Origin of the sequence: Glaciihabitans sp. GrIS 2.15, from assembly GCF_035984695.1 — a bacterium.
GTDB lineage: Bacteria > Actinomycetota > Actinomycetes > Actinomycetales > Microbacteriaceae > Lacisediminihabitans.
This window is the reverse complement of sequence record NZ_JAXCHU010000019.1, coordinates 1-17,534: the sequence shown is the minus strand read 5'-3', so window position 1 is coordinate 17,534 and position 17,534 is coordinate 1. Positions and strand designations below refer to the sequence as shown.

Genomic DNA, 17,534 nt, shown 5'->3' with positions numbered 1-17,534 from the left:
GGAGCCGCCGTCTCACGGCCGACGACTCCCACCTGATGATTGCGAAGGTGCGGGCCGGTCTACTCGCCGAGTTGCGCTTTGTACTGGCCCAGGGCGTCCTTCGCGGAGGCTACCGCCGCGTCGAGGGCATCATCGACCGACTTCCGTCCAGAGAAAGCCGCCTGGAGCTGGCTGATGTTCCCGGCCCGAATGGCCGTCATCGCCCCGGAGACGCAGCCGGCTGTCGCGGTGACGACCGGCGTGTTGCTCAGCTGATTGACGAAAGCCTGCGAGTCCGGATTCGCCGACAGGAAAGCCTTCTGTGTCGCGGAGTCGGCCACCTTTACGTTGATCGGTACATACCCGGTCGCGTGGCTGAACGTCTCCTGCGTTGCGGTAGAGGTGAGGTACGCCTCTAACTTCCACCCGGCGACCTGCTGCGCTTTAGTCGCCTTTGCGTTCAACCACAGTGCCGAGCCGCCGATGATGTTGCCGGATTTCGCCTTCGGTCCAGAGGTCGGGAAGGGGAGAGCTTGGTAGCCGAACTTCTGGCCCTTCTTCAGAGCGCCGAGGATCCCCGAGCCTTGCAGAACAATTCCGACCTTTCCGGCCTGGAAGGTGGAGATCGCCGCATTGCCATCCGCACCGCCGTCGACCGCGACGCCGGAGCGATAGAGGTTGGCGATCTTGGTGATATTCGTCTTGGCCAGCCCAGAGTTGATCGTGATGGTGGCAGGGGTCTTGCCCGTGCGCCCGTTGTCTGGAGTGCAGAAGCTCTGTCCTGCCGTTGCCGTGAGTTGCTCGACGTACCAGTCGTCGTCGGGCATGCTGAACCCGGCGAGCCCTGTGGTGGACTTGATCTTCTTCGCCGCTGCGACCACCTCATCCAGGGTGTGGAGTGGCTCGGTGTCGCTGATGCCGGCCTGTCGCAAGATGTCGCGGTTGACCCATAGCATCGGCGTGCTGACGTTCATCGGTACTGCCTGCTGCACGCCGTCGATCGCATAATAGTTGCGCGCCGCCGCCGCAAGATCGGTGAGTTTGATGTCGGAGTTGGCCTTGGCCATGGCCGCCGCGGGAATGCTCTGCTTCACATCTTTCAGATAGCCGGTTGCGATGTCACCGGCAAGGAGAACCGTTGGGGCGGAACTGCTGCGCACGGCCGCGGTGTACTTCGCCAAGAGATCGACATAGGCGCCCTGGTAAGTGGCGGTGACATGGATCTTTTTCGCGTTTCGCGTATTGAAGTCGTCGATGGCAGCCTGAAACGCGATGCCGTTTGCCGCGCCGAGGCCATGCCAGATTGTGATCTCGGTAACGCCCTTCGCATCTTTCAGCGCCGACGGTCCGGGGGCCGAGGAGCCCGAGTCAGTCGACGCGGTCTTCGATGCGCTCGACGGTGAACTGCACGCTACAAGTGACGCCACCAGCGCGACCGCCGCGAGGACAGGGAGGATCTTGGTCTTCATTGTGCTTCCTTTGGATTGTCGTGAATGTGGTGCGGGACGGAGGGTGGTGCGGTACCGAGGCACTAGCGGAGAGTGCCGCGGCTCAAGCCGTTGATAAGAAAGCGTTGAGCCCCGATCACGAGAGCGATCGTGGGAAGGACGACGAGAATCGCGCCGGCGAAGATCACCGAAGGCGTGCTCGATTCGGACGTGGCCAGCTGGGAGATTCCCACCTGGATCGTGCGCGCTGCCGCGGTGTCGGTAATCAAAAGCGGCCAGAAGAATCCGTTCCACGCTGCTAGCGCCGACCAGATCACCGCCGTGGTGACCTGAGGCCGGCAGCTGGGCATGATCACTGTGAAGAGAGTACGGATGTCGCCAGAGCCGTCAAGGCGGGCCGCTTCCCAGATCTCAATCGGAACGGCGGCGAAGGCCTGACGCATCAGGAAGATCGGGTAGCCGGCTGCAAGAAAGGGAACGGCGACCCCGAGAATCGTGTTTCGGAGGCCGAACTGACTCACGAGTTCGTAATTCGGAATCACCAGGCTCTCGCCCGGAATGGCCAGGGTGACGAGAACCAGGGCGAAAATGATCCTGCGGCCCCGCCACTTCGGAAAGACCAGCGCGTAGGCGGCGAGTGCGCCCGTGACAATCTGTGCCGCAGTCTGAAGGGTGACAACGCCAACGCTCACCAGGTACTCCTGAACCAGTGGGATAGAAGTGACGGCCTCACGGAAGTTGCCAAGAGCGAACTGGTCGAGGCCCGGGAACAGACCATCGCGAGCGAAAGATCCGTTGTTCGTGAATGCGCTAACGAAAGAGAGATACACCGGCAGGAAGATGCCGGCGGCGACGACCAACACAACCAGGAATTGGAGAACTGTGCCGAATCGGGGGAATCGACGGGACTTTCGGGTGACGGTATTGGCGGTCATGCTGCCCTCTCCTTACCGAAGAGTCGGAACTGAAGAGCGGTGATCGCCGCGACGATCAGGATCAGCACGACGGCGACGACGGACGCCCGCCCGAAGTCGGGGGTCCCGTTGCCGAATGCGAGTTGATAGAGCCGGTACACGAAGTTGGTGGTGGCACCTGCCGGGCCACCACGGGTGAGCACCTGGATCTGTGCGAAAGTCTGCAGCCCTGTGATGGTCTGGGTGACGGTCAGGAAGAGAATACTCGGCTGCATCATCGGGATCAGGATTCGGCCGGCCAGATTGAAGGCTCCGCTGCCATCCAGTTGTGCGGCCTCGATCACTTCCGAGGGAATGTCTCGGATGGCTGCGGTCAGCACGAGGAACGCGAAGCCGAACTCGTACCACCCGGTGGAGATCGCGATGGCCCAGATGGCGGGTATCGGATCCTGAAGCCACTGGGGGCCGTCCACTCCGAAGCCAGCGAGAAGGGTATTCAGTATCCCGACAGTCGGCGCGAACAGGCCGGCGAATACAGCAGAGGCCGTCGCTGCCGAATAGGCGAACGGCAGGGAGAAGATCACGTTGAAGACGCCGGAGCCGAGGAGCTTTCCGCGCAGCAGCAGAACAGCAGCCAGCGCACCGACGGTCGCGAGAGCCATCCCGAGTAGCGCAATGACGATCGAGACGACAACCGTCTGCATGAAATCGGGGCTTGTCAGTAGCTGGATGTAGTTGCCGAATCCCACCCAACGCGTCGGATTTCCCAGAATGTCGCTGGCGTATCCACTGAGTTGCAGAGTTCTGAACAAGGGACGGAACACGAAGATAAGCAGCAGGATGAGCGCGGGCACGATGAGCCACGGCCCGATGCCTCGCTGTCGCCACCCTCGGGTGCCACGTCTCGCGACTTTCGCCATTTTCGACTCCTTTGCCCGCCTCTTTGCGGGAACGTTCCCGGGCGAGAATGAAATTATCAGATAGCGACATGGACAGCAAGCATCTCAACTGCAACGTTCACGTAAACGCGGCGGGCCCTCATGACGCGTATCGATCGGTTCCGGTCTTGCATTATCCCCCAAAGGCTCATATTTTTGGGAACGTTCCCGGTCTCGCGAATTGCTCTCGTCCCCTGGGAGTCGGAAGGAAAATTCGTAATTGATCTCGATGTGAACCCGATCCTGCTGCTCAATATCTCCCTCCGCATCATGGTGCCGATCGCGCTCGGTGCCGCCATCGGTCTCGAGCGCCAATGGCGACTGCGCACCGCGGGAATACGCACGAACGCACTGGTCTCGGTGGGTTCCGTGCTCTTCGTGGTCCTCGGTCCCATCGGTATTCAGGGATCCAGCGCTGATCCCGCACGTGTCGCGGCGCAGATCGTTTCCCGCATCGGCTTCCTCGGGGCCAGCGTCATCCTGCGGGACGGTTTCAACATCCGGGGTCTCACCATTACCGCAAGCCTGTGGTGTGCCGCAGCCATCGGATCGCTCGCAGGTGCCGGGATGCTCATGTTGGCGCTCATTGGATGCGCCGCCATCGTCGCCACCAATACCCTGCTGCGTTCCTGCAGCCGGTACGTGAGTCGGAGAGCGCGCGGCGGACTTCCGCAAGAACCCGACGATATCGAGTTGCCGATCGACTATCTGCTCGAGGTAGTCACGAGCGACAAAAGCGAGCAGCGCTTGCAAGCACTCGCCTTCAGGCTGTCGACCTCCCCGAGTTCACCTGACGATCGCTCGATGTTCGGCCAGGCAAGAGTTCACAGATGAAGGTGCTGGCAGGCATTTCTTCGTCCGAGCGGGGAGCAAAAATCGGCTGCAGACGCCGTTCAACGGCTCAGCCTCGACCCGAAGGTGACATCGAGTCGATGGTGGCCGGCAGAAACCGATGACTGATGCCTCACTCGACTACAGCACGCGAGCGGGCCGTTGTGGCTGTTCGACCGAAGATGACCGATCCCCGCAGCGCCACCAGGCTGTCATGCGTGCTGCGACCTTCAATTCTGTCGATGAGGAGACTGATGGAGGTTCGCCCGATCTCTTCGACCGGCTGACGAAAGGTCGTCAGGCCAAGATACGGCGTATCGAGCGGCCCGATCCCGTCGTAGCCGGTGATCGAATAGTCCTCCGGAGCTGACTGTCCACGCTCGCGAAGCACACTCAGGACATCCACCGCCGCAGAATCGGTCGGGCACATGATCGCGCTGACGCCCGAGCCTTCGAGCTGGGTCGCCACGACCGTCGCCGCATCGAAATCCGCGATGACCTCCCACACCACCGCCTCCGCTCCGGCTGCCCGCACAGCATCGATCATCGCCACGCCTCTGGCGTTCTGACTGAGCGAATAGTTGCTGTCGACAAGGATCACGGCCACTCGGCGATGTCCGAGAGTGAGCAGATGTTCGGCCAGCACCCGACCGCCGTCGGCATCGTCACAGAAGATGCTCGTGATGCCGACGCTCGTCTCGCGCCGACCTGCAACGACAATCGGGACTCGATCGATGAACGGCACGATCTCTTCGGAAGGGAGCCGAGCCGACGCGATCACGAGGCCGTCGACCTGCAGAGAAATAAGACCGCGGAGCGCGCGAAGGGCATCGGGGACCTCTAGCTCTTCCGTACTCGTCATCGTGACGAGCTGAAAGCCGCGCGACTCGGCCGCCTGCTGCATCGCCGATTGCATCCAGGCGTAGTAGGGCCGCTTCACGTCGCGCAGTACCAGCCCGAGTGTTCGAGTGGGAGTACGCATGCCGCGGGCCATGGCATTCGCGACGTAGCCCAACTTTTTGGCCGCCTCCTCGATTCTGATTCTGGTCTCGGGACTCACGTCGCCCTGCCCGAGCAATGCTCTCGATACCGCAGATTTGGACACGGCGGCCTCGACAGCGACGTCCACGATAGTGGGGACCCTCGAACGCGGTTTTCCCATCAGTATGTGGCCCTCCCCGCTCACCGGGACAGAAGCCGGGAACGTTCCTTTTCGACTATACGGCGAACGTTCGATTAGGGGTACAGTGCGGCCCACTGGAGGGGATCTGCCTGCTTTTTTCAATACTCCGCTATTTTCCGGGATCGATTACTCGAAATCAGTCACGTCCCTCTGAGCAGTGTCCATTCAATTCCCCTCACCGCCGTTTCGCCATGACTGGCCGGCACCGAGACAGCCCGCAAGGAGAGACCACAGAGAAACAGAGCCTCCTGCGGGTGGGGACTAAGGTCGCCTTGTGTGTAATGTCTCAGGTCATCCCTGACGGTTCTGGGTCAATAGTTCTTTGATATTCCTGCGGTGATCGGTTCTGACTGTTCTGGCTCGATGTTTGAGGGATGAGCCGAGTTGAGCCTGTTGATCCTCGTGTCCGTTTCGCCATCCTCGGTTGGTGACAGCCCAAAGGGTGCACATCACGATGCTCCGGAATGAGTTACTGGAACTGGTCCCAGATGGGTTCGATGAGGAAAGATGGAACAGCAGGCACAAGCACTCCTAGTGAATCACGAATCTTGAACAATCCGTGTTTAACAGGGCTTGTACCTGTTCCACCTCACCACCACACCATCACCTATCCGCGCAATCTCTTAGTCAGTTGCCGACCATTTCGGTGAAATAACGACCGTCGGTATCGGCATCGACTACCTCACGGCACTCGCTGCGGTTCATCCGGAAAGGCTGGCTGAAACCGACCAACGACAACGACCTTTGGGAGGCCATTAAATGCTTCCCGATGGCACGCGCGGCTCAGCCCAGGGCTCCCGTTTATCCGTTACATCAGCACTCGTACCGAGCTCACGATGGTCGCCGCGGCCGCGGCGAGTACGCGGTAGGTCGCGGGGTCGAGTCGCCCGAGGGTGAGTTGCCCGCGCTCGGCGATGTGGGCATCGTATGGAACCGAGAATACCTGCGCGACACCCGCCCCGGCGAGGATGCGGTCGAGTCTTTCCATGACCTGAGGATGCTCCGGCCGGCCGTCTGTGAGCCGCAGGATGATGGCGCGGTCGGCGAGACCGGCGGACTGCCCGCCCTCTTTCCGCAGGCGCTCAAGCAGCGCGAGCGCCTCGAAGACGGCATCCCCGGAGTTCAGAACCGGGATGACCAGCGCGTCGGCAGTTTCAACTGCCCCCTCGAAGGCGGAGGAACTCGACTGGTTTCCGCTGTCCATCACGCGGATGGCGTAAAACGAGTCGATGACTGCCGAGACAGCGGCCACATCGGTACGGGTGAGCGGCGGACGAGTGCCGACCGACCCGATGACCGATGCGAACGAGGTTTGCGGGGCGGTATATCCCGCGAGCTGGCCCGCGGTGAAGACCGTCGAGACGGCCGAGACGAGTTCCCCCAGACCGAGGTTCGGGCTGCCTTCCGCACGGAAATTAAGTGCGCCGGGATCGTCTGAAACCTCCAGCACGCAGACGGACCCTCCGCGCACCGAGGCGAGAGTGCCGGCAAGCATGAGGGCGACCGGTGTTTTGCCAACCCCGCCCTTGCTGTTAGCCACCAGGATGCTGATCGCCCGGGTCCAGGTGGCCTGGCGGATGATCTCCTCGTCCAAGATCAGTCGCTGATCCGCGTCGCGCTTTGCTTGCTCAGCTCGGCCTGGACTGATGCGGATCCCGAGGCTTCCGAGTATCCCGCGCACTCCTGTTCGTGCAGGAGCTGGCCGATCGAGAGTTGCCATCAGCCCGGGTTCGCGTACTCGAGACACCGGCGAGTCCGCTGCAACGACGGGCATCACCCCCGCAGCTGGGAACGTTGAGACAGGGCAGGTCGCCCCATCGTCTTTCTGTGTTTCGTCGGTTACTGCCCCCCGTGGCGCGAAGGGTGACACTCGAGAGGTGACCGAGTAGGTGAGCGGTGTTGTTGGCTCAGACATGGTGGTGCTCCATTTCAGTCATAGGCGTCGGATCGGTACGTGGCCCCGGTGTCGGCGTCGCGCGAAGCGGCACCTGCAGGGTGACGAACTCGCCGTTGCCGAAATGCACCAGTGCTCTCCCGGGGACGACCTTCGGGGAGACCATCGATCGAGCGATCCGCGCTCCGACAAGGTCACCATCGACTGTGTTCTGCGGTGAGAGAAGCGCTCCGCGGCGATTCTTCTTCACGTCGACCTGCCAGCCGGAGAACCCGGCGCAGAGCTCAGTCGAATTGCCGCCGAGGATGAGGCCGCGGCGGTTATCTCCCGCACTGCGGATGAATCCACGCAGCCACGCTTTCGCCGGGACATCCATCAGCATCTCTCCGTCATCGACAATGAAGACGACCGGCGTGCCGTCGGGATCGAGGTGAGGTGCAAGTTGGGCTTCTGTGAGGTCGGCATTGGTGAATACCGCGCGAACGCCGCTGAGCCCGTCGTAGGCGCGAAGTGGACTGGATCGCGGGGCTGCGATGACGAGCTCCGCCCCAGACCGGAGAAGTGAGTGCGCCATTACCCCAAGCAGTGTGCTTCGGCCAGAGCGGGAGGGACCGGCGATCACGAAGGTTGGAGCGTCGTGCTCGAGATCCATCCCGTTGGCCATCAGTTGATCACCGCCGACACCGAGGAGTGCCCACATCGGCCCGGTCGATTCGTGCTCGGCGAGTTGAAGGGCCTCGTCGAGGTCGAGAACGGCGGGAAGATCATCGACACGAAACGGACGTGCCGTGCTCGGGATCGCGGCATCCCGTGTGACAAGCCGTTCGCCGAGCCGTCGGACGGCGTTGGCCTGCGCTTTCCCGGACGGGTCATCGCCGAGCAGGGCGATCTGCAGTTCAGTTGCGCTACCAGCCCGAAAACCGCGTCCGGGTGGGATCTCTGCCGGGATGGTCTTGTGATTGAGGTCGCCGAGGCTGTAATCGAGCCGATCGGTCAGCCGCAGAATCACTTTGTCGTCCGTGAGGACGCTCATCCGGCTGCTGAGGAGACTGCGATCGCCCGCGATGACGAGGTGGACGCCGGCGCTCGCCCCATCCCGAAGTAACGAGTAGACCACGTCGAGAAGTGCCCCGCTGTCAACCTCGCCGAGCGTAGTCAGGAAGTTCTCCCAACGATCGATGAGCACCAGAATGCGCGGGAGACGTTCGGAGGTCACACTCGATTCGCGCTGCTCCGTGATGTTCGCGTGATTGGCCGCCCCGAGTAACTCGTGCCGCCGCAGAACCTCCGCTTGAAGCCGAAAGATGAGCCTTGAGGCCCGCTCGATCTGATTTCGCTGGGCGACGGCGCCGCACTGTGGGAGCGCGGCGAGGCTCGCAAGCGCGCCGTTACCGCAGTCGATTCCGTAGAGATGAAGCTCTGCCGTCGATGCCGCCTCGGCGGCACTCGCAGCGATCGTGCGCAGGGCCTGGGACCTGCCCGAACCTGGCGCACCGACAATATAAAGGTGCCCAAACTTCGTGAGGTCGAGCGCCGCGTCTCGCTGCTGCTGGCGTGCGGGCAAATCTTCGCGTGCCCAAACGATGCGGTCCTCCGAACCAGCGCCGAGAGAGTCCAGCGGTACCGAGGCCCGCAACGCTGGTAGCCAGGGGCTGTGTTGGACGGGGATCCCGAGACTCTTGCTCGCTTCACGGATCGCGGTGACAAGCATCGAGAGCTCGGTCGCTGTGGATAAAACGGATGCTGCGACCGGTGGCTGCGGTGCCGGGCGGGAGAACTGGGCACCGCTGAGAACCTCGACGAATGGTAGCCGCCTGGTCAGCTGACCTCGCAATTTCACCGTCCCCCCGATGCGTGCCGTCTGGAACGGGATGATTGAGGCGTGACCGAGCCGTGCGTAGGCGCGGCCGGGGGTTCCCTTGGCGATTCGGGCGGCATCCGGCACATCGATCACATCCGAGCTTTCGCCGGCGTCGGTCATTCGAAGAGCGACCCGAAGGTTGGTGTTTGCCCGGATCTCGGGGGAGATCACCCCGGAGGGCCGCTGCGTCGCCATCACGAGATGCACCCCGAGAGAGCGGCCGCGCTGGGCGATACCGATCAGCCCCGTCACGAAGTCCGGAAGTTCCTTCGCCATCGCGGCGAACTCGTCGATGACGATGGCAAGTCGCGGGAGACCCTCTCCTCCGGCCACCGCGAGGTGAGCGTAGTAGGCATCGAGGTCTTTCGCGCCGACCCTCCCAAGAAGTTCCTCGCGCCGGAGCAGCTCGGCCCGCAGCGAGTTGAGTGCACGCTGAACAAGATGGCTGTCGAGGTCGGTGACCATTCCGACAGTGTGCGGGAGGTCTGCGCATTCACTGAACGCCGCTCCTCCTTTGTAGTCGATGAGGACGAAGGTCATCGACTCCGGTCGATTCGCCACGGCGAGAGAGGCCACGAGGGTTTGCAGGAACTCGGATTTACCCGATCCGGTCGTGCCCGCGATGAGGCCGTGCGGTCCGTCCCGAACGATGTCGATCGAGAACGGTCCGTCGAGGGAGACGCCGATGACCGCCTCGGTCGATCTGCCTCCCGATGCCCAGCGCGAACGGATCGAGTCCCCGCTCGGCGAAGCAAGATCGAGGACTTCGAGTAGGTTCGCGGCCTCCGGGAGCAGGCTGTCGCTATCGGACTGACTTACGTCGCGAAGCGGCGCGAGGTTTCGGGCGATGCTTTCGAACCACTGCGCTGCCACGGTGTCCTGCTGTACGTAGTCGATGTTCTCGACGCCGTGCTGCCGAAATAGCAGAGTGCCCGCTGCGCGCTTGACGATAACGGCGGTGCACTCCTCCGGAAGTTGACGCTCCTCCGCGTCGAGGCACAGCATATGTACGCCGACGGCCGGACCGTCTCGGAGCAGGGCGACGATACCCGGGAGGGCGCGAAGCCGCCGAGCCCCGTCGAGGACGACGAGGACGTCGGGAATGAATCTGGTCGACCGGGATCCGGGGGTCGATGCTGTCGCGGTCCGCTCGCTCACCAGCTGCCCGAGTTCGGCGACACGTCGCCCCACGGTCTCGGTATCGAAGCCCGTCAGATTGAGCGCGTCCTGCCCGAGGGAGGGTTGGAGGTGTGGTAACCACCGTGCCCAGTGCCAGTGGCGCGCAGTATTTGCGGCTCCGAGGATACAAAGCTGCAAGTCGCGCGGGCTTTGCATGATGGCGAGCTGGCCGACTACCCAACAGCCGACGTCCCGCGCGAAGTCGCCTTGACCGGCCACGCCGATGACACCGGCGTCCGCGATCGACAAGGTGACCGGCACTGCGTGGTTCATGCCGGTAGATTTGCGGCGATGTTCGAGCTGCGAGAGATCTTCGATTTCTACCCGGCTCGCCTGATCGGCGGTTCCGACTCGAATGAGGAGGTGATCCGGATCCGTGCTCCGTCGTTCCCACAATCGCCGAGTCGGTGCGATGGCCGTGGTGAAGAGCTCGGCTGCATCCGGGGTTGAGGAGCGACGTCTGCGCTGCTCCACGAGGACGGCCGCTGTGACCTCTGCTGTGATACTCGCGATCGTCACCCGATGTTCGGCGAGCTGGTTTCTATGGCTCTTTTTGCCTGACCGGCGGGCAGAGATGTTCGATCCGATCATCATTACCGGCGACATCAGCGCGAACAACAGGTAGAACGGTTGCTTGAGGAGCACAGCCATCGAGATACCGAGCAGAGCCGGGATCGCGGCGGTCAGCCACGGCATCGGGTTACGAGTAGGTGGCGGTGGTGGTGCCGGAAGCCGGAAACGGTTCATTGCGACGGGGGGAAGCAGGCGGGGGGGACGGTTGTAGTCCAGCCAGCCTCCACCGTCTGCGGGGATCAGTTCGGCGTCGCCGCGAACGATTGGGTGCACCTCGAGAACGGTCGCCCCGATTCGCAACTGCGCGCCAAAGGCAAGATCAACCGGATCGGCTAAGACCATGGTCTGTTCGAGCCAGACCAGAGTGTTGTCGCCGACCGCCCGAACCGTCAGCTCGCCGGAGGCATCGAGGAAGAACGCCGCGACGGCTGCCCCGTCGTCAACTGCCGCCTCCGATTCGGCCCCGCCGCCTGCGCCGAGCGCCCAGAGCGTTTGGCCGACAAGTAGCGGCTCGATTCGACCACTGCCCGGGCCTTGTACGAACCGAATCTCGGCTTGCCCCTCGGCCGGCACAGCAGTTGCGGGTACAGATCCGAAGCTCAGTACCGCGCCATCCGTTAGGCCGCTTTCGGCGAGTGTCGCAGATCCGTGCTCGGCCACCTTCGGCGCCCCAAGACGCAAGCGTATCGTTGCGACGACTTCGTGCATCGGAGTCTCCGGCTCCGCATCGACCAAGACATCCCGTTGGAGCTCGCCGAGCACAGTGGTTATGACGACCCTCATCGTGTCCTCTCGATGGCGGGAGCCTCAGCGGCGATCACAATGGGATCTGGCGGGAACACGTCGCTTGTGACTGATCCATTTGCTGCTGCGAGAAATGTCCAGCGCGCGAACTCCGTATCGTCCAGGACCACGACCGCCCAGCAACCGGCCGGAGACTTGAGCGCACGGCGGAGGTCGATGCCGTCCATACCGGCCGGAAGGGTGCGGACGAATGCGAGCCCGGGAGATCCGCTTTCGATTGCGGTGATGAGGTTGCGGATTGTCATGGTCACCGTCAGGGCGGAGGAGAGCTCTGGTAGGTCAACGAGAGCCACAATTCGTACCCTCGACCACGGTGCGCGGGAATATTCATCCATCCAGCGGTAAGCGATCTCGGGGCGCGCTGCTCTTTGCCCGTCAAGGCCGACGAGACCGCGTGCTCGAACCAGATCAACAAGCATTGTTGGTCGATCCGCAAGGCCAATGGCGACAAGGCCGGACGACGGAGCCAACCCCGAAGAATCGGGCCGTGTGGATACCTTGAACCGTTCGTCATGTCGATGCCACGAGCATCCATCGGCGGAGGCCACCCAGGGTGCTGGAGCGTTCTGCGCGGGGGTAGCAAGTTGAAGGCGGACGTACCCGTTGACGTGCTGCAGGCTGATGATCGCAGGGTAGCTCGCCTCGTGCTCCGCGCACAGAGCCACGAGCGCGCCGAGCAGCCGAGCGGCTGCGGCCGAAGCGGCGGCATCGTGATGAGACACTCGGACCTCGGGTATGACGACACGGCGGCGACGGAAGAACATGGTAGCGCTCCTCACTCGTAGCCGTGGCTGTTGATGTTCTGCAGCCGAAGTTCGAGCGCGCTGTAGTCGGAGCCGGGCACGTCCGTCCAGCGGAACGTCGTCATAAGTGCGTCGAATAGCAGCACGAGAGCGTCAGAGAGCAGTGCGCTTACGCTGTCGCTCGAGACGGCGGAGAACGACATCAAGATCCAGCGACCCTCGCGGTGAGGAACCCTGATCGTGTAAACCACCTGCCGATTGGTGACCTCAGGCCAGTCGCCATCAACCTGAAGCCGCGTTCTTGCGCTCACCGTTCGCACCGCCGGAGCGCCGTCGACCGTTTCTTGTGTCGCACTGGAATCAGCGTCCTGCATGAGCGATTCGAGGAACATGTCGGCGCTTTCGAGACCGTCGTCCTCGATCTCCGACTCGATGAGTGATGCCGGGACGACCAGGCCGTTCACCGCCTGAGTGGGGAAATAAACCGCCGTCGCCCCTGCCTGCTGCGCCTCCCGTACAACGCCGCGGAAGCGCTTGCGCAGCTCTCCGCGCCACGGTTCGGTGCTGTCCCGCGGGAGAGACGAGGGAAGCGTCTCAGCAACGATTCCCTCGATGAGGACCTGCAGTTCGTCGGCGTGCTCGTCCCGAACCGGAAGCCGCACCCAGCCTGGAGGCAGAATCATTAGGAACGACGCTTGAGGTTCCGCACCCACGCCGGGAGCATTGGCGAGTTCGTTTTCGATCATGCGTTCATCCCGATCCGAACACCCTCCATCAGGGTTTCCAGGTCTGCTGAGAAAAGTGCAACCAGTTCAAGATCTGTGGTCCGCCAAGTCAGGACGGTGTCGGCCCCATCACCACGTCGAGCGCAGGTTACCGTCGCCCAGAGCACCCCGGCCTCGTCAAGATCAAAGCGGGTGACGCGGATACCGTCGCCGAGGTGATCAGGGAGGTACTCAACGATCGGGAGTTCTATTGCGTCATCGCTGCGCGCCCCGACCGTATCGAGCAGGTCGACCGGATCCTCGGCAGTCTCGGACACCTCGACTATCACCGGAAGCGGCCAGCGACCGGGGACGGTGAGTCCGGCGACGAGGTGAACCCCGGTCGGAAGCGACCGGGAGAACTCAAGAAGCAGGTCCAGCGCGGCGCTCACGTCGAGGAGCGGACCCGGAAGAATGATCGCCCTGTCGAGCTGCGCGTCGAACGTGACCAGCAGCTCGAAAACATCAGTGACGCTCGCGCGCCACAAATCAATGTCGAACGGCTCGGTCGGTACCTCAAGCCAGTCGGGGAGCGAAAGGTCAAGCGACCACGATGTCACGCCAGGCCTGGTCATATCTTCGGAGTTGTGAGCGTCGCCTTCGTTGCCGAGACGGCATCGTGGTACGGGCTCGGCGGGTAGGAGCCGACCTTGTGAACGAGAAGTCCCCAACCGGCAACGACACGTCCCCCGTTGGCGAAGTGCCAAAACGGCTGCGACTTGCTCCCGACACTGTAGCCGGCCTGCATCACTCCCTGGAGTTCCTTGTACTTGAGCGCCCGATCAACAGAGAGCAAGCGATCCCATTTGTAATCTCCCTTTATGACGTCTTTCACCTTCGCGACGTCATTGGTGAAATAGTCAGGGTGGCGCACATTCCAGAACTGTGGTTTGAGTTTGAAATCGGCACCGACCTTCTCGATCTTGGCTGAGGAAGACGCCCGAAGGTTCTTGAGTCCTTTGTCTAGGGCCATCGTGCGGATGTTCGCTTGCGACCGCTGCACAGGGCCCAAGGTTCCCTGGAACACGCGGATTCGCTCTGCCTTCACCGCCGCGACGACCTTCTGCACTTTCGGTAGTCCCTCAACGACTCTCGGGAGCGCAGTGTTCGGTTTGCCCTTCGTACTCACCGTCACGATCTTGCCGAGCAGCGCACCGTGGGTCGTCTGCACGATCTTTGCGATGAGCACCCCGGCTCCGAGGAGCAAAACGCTGACCGTGCCGAGGATCACGTCGAGCCACGATCCCTCTCCTATCGCGGCGAGGGCGGTGGATGCGGCAAGGGAAATCCCTGCGACGATCGCACCGGCAAGGGCGAGAGCCCCAAGGCCAGGGATGAAGAAGGCGAGTACGGCTAGGGCGACCCCGATCCACATAAAAATTTTGACGATCAACTTCAGCAGCTTCTTGAAGAATTCCTTGATCTTGTAACCGAGGGTATCCGTGAGTCCGTCGTGCCAAGCCGCCCGGATCACACTCGACGCCGTCTTGCCCGCATCGTTGAGGGCGGCAAGGGCGTTGTCGAGGCGCGCTCGCGCAGCTGCCGAGGCGTCACCCGCGGCCGTGATGGCGTTCGAGCGTCTGCTGATGTCTACGTTCTCCTGGTCGGTCAGAGGGGGAGCGTCTTTCGGACGGTTGGCGCTCGGATCGGCGAGAGCGGTAGCCGTAGCCCGGGAGCTCTCGGCCGCCTCAGCATCCGCGAGGGCTTTCGCTGACTCCCTCCGGGCCTCTTCCAGCTGAGGCTGGTACACCCGCAGGGCTGCCCCGACGGCGGAATACCGGCCGGACGCCTGGGTGAGGGAACTGGCGACGGTGCGACTGCGCTCACGAACGGCATCGGCGGACTCGCCCTTGAGCTGGCTAGTGTCACCATCGCCGATCTTCCTCAGGATCGCAGCCTCACTGTTGATTGTGTCGGCCATCGTCGCGTAATAAGCGGTGAGTTCGGCAATGCGGGCAGGGTCACCACCGACCGGGTCTTTGCTGTGGTCGAGGAGCTGCCAGTTTCCGGGACGTGCGGACATCTTCAAGCCTTTCGGAGCGTGCGGATGATGAGCGGGTGGCCGACGGGTCGGTCATACTTTTTCGGTTGTCAGGCTGTCGGACAACTTCTGTTCGGTGTCGTTCCACCCGGCAGTCATGTCCTCCAGCTTCGTGTGCAGTTCGCCGACCGCGGTGGAGATCTTCGCGCGGTGTATGCCCCAGTCCCCGGCAAACTGTTCCATCGCGGACTCGAGGGCGCTCTGCCCCCAGATGGACGGATCGGCCCCGGCGTGATCGTCGGTGTGGTCGAACTCCTGTCTGATGGATGCAAGTTTTTCCGCAGATTCCACAAGTAAAGCGCTTGTCACAATCAGATTTGCCATCGGAACAATTCCATTCGGTCGACGGGCTCGGTGCCGGACCTCCACCTAAGCGAAGGACCGGCGCCGAGCCGAGGTGATTATTTGGACAGCGCTTTGGCGAGCTCAGAGTCCGTGCTCTCTAGCGCGTCGGCCGCAGCGGTCAGGTAGTGGCTCATCCCCTCGAGCCCGTGAATGGTCTTAGTCGCGCCTTCGTTGAAGTCCTGGTACGAGGTGCCGAAGGCAACCGAGGACTTGTCGGTGACGTAGCCGCCGCTGATGAGGCCGTCGACGAGGCTTTTGAGCTCGCGCAGTTTGGTCTCGATGTCCTGCTCTCCGTTGTTGAGGCGGGTCGCGGAGTCGCGCATATCGCCGTATGTGACATTCAGGTTCGCCATGATCTGCTCCTACTGATTGAGGTGATGCCTTTCGCAATGAGCGGAAGACACCTCAACCCTACGAAGCAATCTGCCCCCGGACGGGGGGGGTATGCGGTTCGTTAGCCGATCGGTCAACGGGGCCAAAATCTGCGTGCCGCCGTGGGGAGAGCTCTTCCCTATCGCGCGGTGAGCACGCCGCGCACCAGCGCCACAGCCACAAGAGACGCGCGCGTGTCGATATTCCACAACCGCATCAGTCGCGCGAGATGCCACTTGACAGCCTGCGGGCTGTAGTCGGTTGCCGCGGCGATCTGTTCATTGGAGTGCCCGGTTGCGACGAGGGCCAACATCTCGAGCACGGGACTATCCACCGTGCCAGGCACCGCGACAAAGTCAACAGGCTGACCATCCCGCACCGCTCGTCGGCCAGATTCCGAGCCTCGGGCATCCGCCCAAGTCTCAGCCCAACACGCTCCGAGCTCACCTGCTATGAGAGCAGCCCTCCCCATCAATACAGTGATATCTCGGGGGCTCAGACGAGTCTCCCGGGCGTGGACCACTGCGCCGAACACGCGAAGGGCGGGGACACTTCCGCGCAGCACGACGGACAGGGGCACCAGGGAATCGTGCATCGTTCGCGCCGAATTGCGGATGGTCTCAAGGCTTGCGGGGTTGATCCGATCGCCAGATTCCATCGAGCGGATCGCATCAGGAAGCACCGATGGCACAATCTCTCGATACCGCTCAAGTAGCCAGTCCGAATACTCTCCCGCTCCGGCAAACCGCTCGGGCACCAGCAGTTCCGCGCATAATTCTTCGAGCCGATCGGACAATCCGAGGGCGAGGATCTTCTTCGCCGCAGGCGTATCCGACCTCAACTGACGATGTGCCATACGTCTTCCCCCTCACAATCACGACCCCCGTGAATTGCACACTGGATCCAACTATGACCCCCGAATGAGGACGCACGGATGGCTACAAAGCGCACGCCAATGATGTGGCGCGATGTTCACGACAAGTTCACCCCGTCGCCAAAATGCTCGCTCGTACCGTTTGCGCTCGAGGCGCTCCCGCTCCACAATCGAGCGCTTCACGATCACCAGCATGTCGTTGATCATGCTTCTTTAGATGATGGCTCTTTCTCTCCCGACCGCTTTCGTCGATTCGCCCCTGTGGGTAAACGTCGTAAGGAACAAGTTCGACCGGTTCAAAAAGTACCCTTCTCCGACACGGAGTCGATTTTGATAATCCCGGGGATTGGAGCAATACTGCTCACCGACACCGGCCAGGAACTGACCCTGCACGCAGTCGCTCCCGATCACAGCACTCTCGACTTCATCCGGAAAGGTATCGCAAACGAGATCACTTCCGTCGTTCCCGAAACAACGCAAGGCCACCGCCTCGAACTGGAATGGAACTACCCGGAACATATCCCACTCCCATTCCGCTGACCCCGGGGGTGCCGGCTACGGAGATTGAGGCGAAACTGTCGCATCACAGGTCCGTTCATCCGAAAAGGACAGCCCGAAAAACGTCGCGACCCGATCGTATGGCCGTAAGCGTGACGACCACCGGACACGATTTGGTGACGTCTCAAGAGCCTGCTCGAGACCACTTTTCGACCGATGCGGCCGCCGGTAAGCGGAACGGCCAACGGGACGGATCTGGTTGCAATTCGCCTGACAACTGCGCGTGCCGACGC

Annotated in this window: 15 protein-coding genes; 2 read left to right on the top strand and 13 right to left on the bottom strand. The window is 62.3% G+C overall.

What is annotated here, in order from left to right; translation table 11 throughout:
- Positions 1-59: 59 nt before the first annotated feature.
- The 3 genes from RCH11_RS17190 to RCH11_RS17180 all read right to left on the bottom strand — a co-directional run bounded on the left by RCH11_RS17190 (position 60) and on the right by RCH11_RS17180 (position 3,261).
- Complete coding sequence (locus RCH11_RS17190) at positions 60-1,448, bottom strand: extracellular solute-binding protein (RefSeq protein WP_327058245.1); 1,389 nt, start codon at positions 1,446-1,448, stop codon at positions 60-62.
- Positions 1,449-1,510: 62 nt separating this feature from the next.
- A complete protein-coding gene (locus RCH11_RS17185; RefSeq protein WP_327058244.1) occupies positions 1,511-2,362 on the bottom strand; it encodes a carbohydrate ABC transporter permease in 852 nt (283 codons plus the stop codon).
- Positions 2,359-3,261 (bottom strand): carbohydrate ABC transporter permease, encoded by a 903-nt coding sequence (locus tag RCH11_RS17180; RefSeq protein ID WP_327058243.1) that lies wholly within the window; start codon positions 3,259-3,261, stop codon positions 2,359-2,361. The genes RCH11_RS17185 and RCH11_RS17180 overlap by 4 nt, the downstream gene beginning before the upstream one ends.
- A 174-nt stretch (positions 3,262-3,435) precedes the next feature.
- Here RCH11_RS17180 and RCH11_RS17175 point away from each other — a divergent pair, with 174 nt between their 5' ends.
- Entirely contained in the window at positions 3,436-4,113 is a 678-nt protein-coding gene (locus RCH11_RS17175; protein ID WP_327058242.1) for an MgtC/SapB family protein, read from the top strand.
- Positions 4,114-4,243: 130 nt separating this feature from the next.
- Here the strand turns inward: RCH11_RS17175 and RCH11_RS17170 are convergent, their stop codons facing one another.
- The 10 genes from RCH11_RS17170 to RCH11_RS17120 all read right to left on the bottom strand — a co-directional run bounded on the left by RCH11_RS17170 (position 4,244) and on the right by RCH11_RS17120 (position 16,725).
- Positions 4,244-5,239, bottom strand: coding sequence for a LacI family DNA-binding transcriptional regulator (locus tag RCH11_RS17170; RefSeq protein ID WP_327058241.1), 996 nt, complete (start codon positions 5,237-5,239; stop codon positions 4,244-4,246).
- Positions 5,240-6,101: 862 nt separating this feature from the next.
- Positions 6,102-7,208, bottom strand: coding sequence for a MinD/ParA family ATP-binding protein (locus RCH11_RS17160; RefSeq protein WP_327058240.1), 1,107 nt, complete (start codon positions 7,206-7,208; stop codon positions 6,102-6,104).
- Positions 7,201-11,583, bottom strand: a complete 4,383-nt coding sequence (locus RCH11_RS17155) for an FtsK/SpoIIIE domain-containing protein (RefSeq protein ID WP_327058239.1) — start codon at positions 11,581-11,583, stop codon at positions 7,201-7,203. Before RCH11_RS17155 ends, RCH11_RS17160 begins: the two co-directional genes overlap by 8 nt.
- The gene (locus RCH11_RS17150) at positions 11,580-12,368 is read right to left on the bottom strand and encodes a hypothetical protein (RefSeq protein ID WP_327058238.1); all 789 of its coding nucleotides are present in this window, start codon (positions 12,366-12,368) and stop codon (positions 11,580-11,582) included. Before RCH11_RS17150 ends, RCH11_RS17155 begins: the two co-directional genes overlap by 4 nt.
- Positions 12,369-12,379: 11 nt before the next feature.
- Positions 12,380-13,093, bottom strand: coding sequence for a hypothetical protein (locus RCH11_RS17145; RefSeq protein ID WP_327058237.1), 714 nt, complete (start codon positions 13,091-13,093; stop codon positions 12,380-12,382).
- Positions 13,090-13,671 (bottom strand): hypothetical protein, encoded by a 582-nt coding sequence (locus tag RCH11_RS17140; protein ID WP_327058236.1) that lies wholly within the window; start codon positions 13,669-13,671, stop codon positions 13,090-13,092. Before RCH11_RS17140 ends, RCH11_RS17145 begins: the two co-directional genes overlap by 4 nt.
- An 11-nt stretch (positions 13,672-13,682) precedes the next feature.
- A complete protein-coding gene (locus RCH11_RS17135; RefSeq protein WP_327058235.1) occupies positions 13,683-15,134 on the bottom strand; it encodes a putative T7SS-secreted protein in 1,452 nt (483 codons plus the stop codon).
- Between the two features lie 51 nt (positions 15,135-15,185).
- On the bottom strand, positions 15,186-15,476 hold the full coding sequence (locus RCH11_RS17130) for a hypothetical protein (RefSeq protein WP_327058234.1): 291 nt from the start codon (positions 15,474-15,476) through the stop codon (positions 15,186-15,188).
- A gap of 77 nt (positions 15,477-15,553) precedes the next feature.
- Complete coding sequence (locus RCH11_RS17125; RefSeq protein WP_327058233.1) at positions 15,554-15,850, bottom strand: WXG100 family type VII secretion target; 297 nt, start codon at positions 15,848-15,850, stop codon at positions 15,554-15,556.
- A gap of 158 nt (positions 15,851-16,008) precedes the next feature.
- Positions 16,009-16,725 carry a helix-turn-helix domain-containing protein gene (locus RCH11_RS17120; RefSeq protein ID WP_327058232.1) on the bottom strand — a complete coding sequence of 239 codons (717 nt, stop codon included), beginning with the start codon at positions 16,723-16,725 and terminating at the stop codon, positions 16,009-16,011.
- A 78-nt stretch (positions 16,726-16,803) separates the two neighbouring features.
- Here RCH11_RS17120 and RCH11_RS17115 point away from each other — a divergent pair, with 78 nt between their 5' ends.
- Entirely contained in the window at positions 16,804-17,283 is a 480-nt protein-coding gene (locus RCH11_RS17115) for a hypothetical protein (RefSeq protein ID WP_327058231.1), read from the top strand.
- Positions 17,284-17,534: the final 251 nt, after the last annotated feature.